The organism is Psychrobacter sp. 1Y4, assembly GCF_051847555.1.
The window spans coordinates 1-817 of record NZ_JBPYDE010000367.1 but is presented as its reverse complement, the minus strand read 5'-3'; the positions used below and the strand labels follow the sequence as shown (position 1 = coordinate 817).

Annotated in this window: 1 protein-coding gene; it reads right to left on the bottom strand. The window is 45.9% G+C overall.

The features are described from left to right. On the bottom strand, nt 1-817 hold an 817-nt coding region (locus ACS8FC_RS16365), incomplete at both ends, for a phosphohexomutase domain-containing protein (protein WP_459112970.1).

Genomic DNA, 817 nt, shown 5'->3' with positions numbered 1-817 from the left:
TGAAATCAATATCTGCTGCTTTTAGTGCCAACTCTAATCCCATATTACTCATGAGCGTACCAACGACGCCTTTCGCTTTGGTAAGTCCTTGGGTCGCGAGCACATATAAGATACCGTCACCATCGACCAGCTTACCTGTCTCATCAACCATCACAATGCGATCGCCGTCACCATCTAATGCGATACCAACATCTGCTTCATGCTCAAGCACCGCTTTTTGCAGACTTTCAGGATGGGTAGAGCCACATTCAGCATTGATATTGATGCCGTCTGGAGTGTTATTGATAGCAATAACATTAGCACCAAGCTCACGCATGACTCTAGGTGCGACGCTATAGCCTGCACCATTGGCACAATCAACCGCGACGGTCAGATGACTAAGATCATACTGATATGGGAAGCTACCTTTGCAAAATTCAATGTATCGACCTTTTGCATCGTCAATCCGGCGGTTTTTGCCTAGGTTTGCAGGGTCAAGGATAGGCATCGTGGCATTGTTGTTACTAGCGTCACTCATGATAGCCGTTAATCTGTCATTGATGGCTATCTGCATCTCATCACTGATTTTTTTGCCACTACCTGAAAAGAACTTGATGCCGTTATCATAGTAAGGGTTATGTGACGCTGAGATAACCACACCCGCATCGGCATTAAAACTGCGAGTCAAATGTGCAATCGCTGGCGTTGGTAATGGACCAAGCATATAAACATCGACGCCAGCCGCGTTAAAACCTGCTTGCAGAGCACCTTCAATGACATAACCTGAGAGACGCGTATCTTTACCAATAACCACACTTGGTTTGCGCGTAGAATTTTC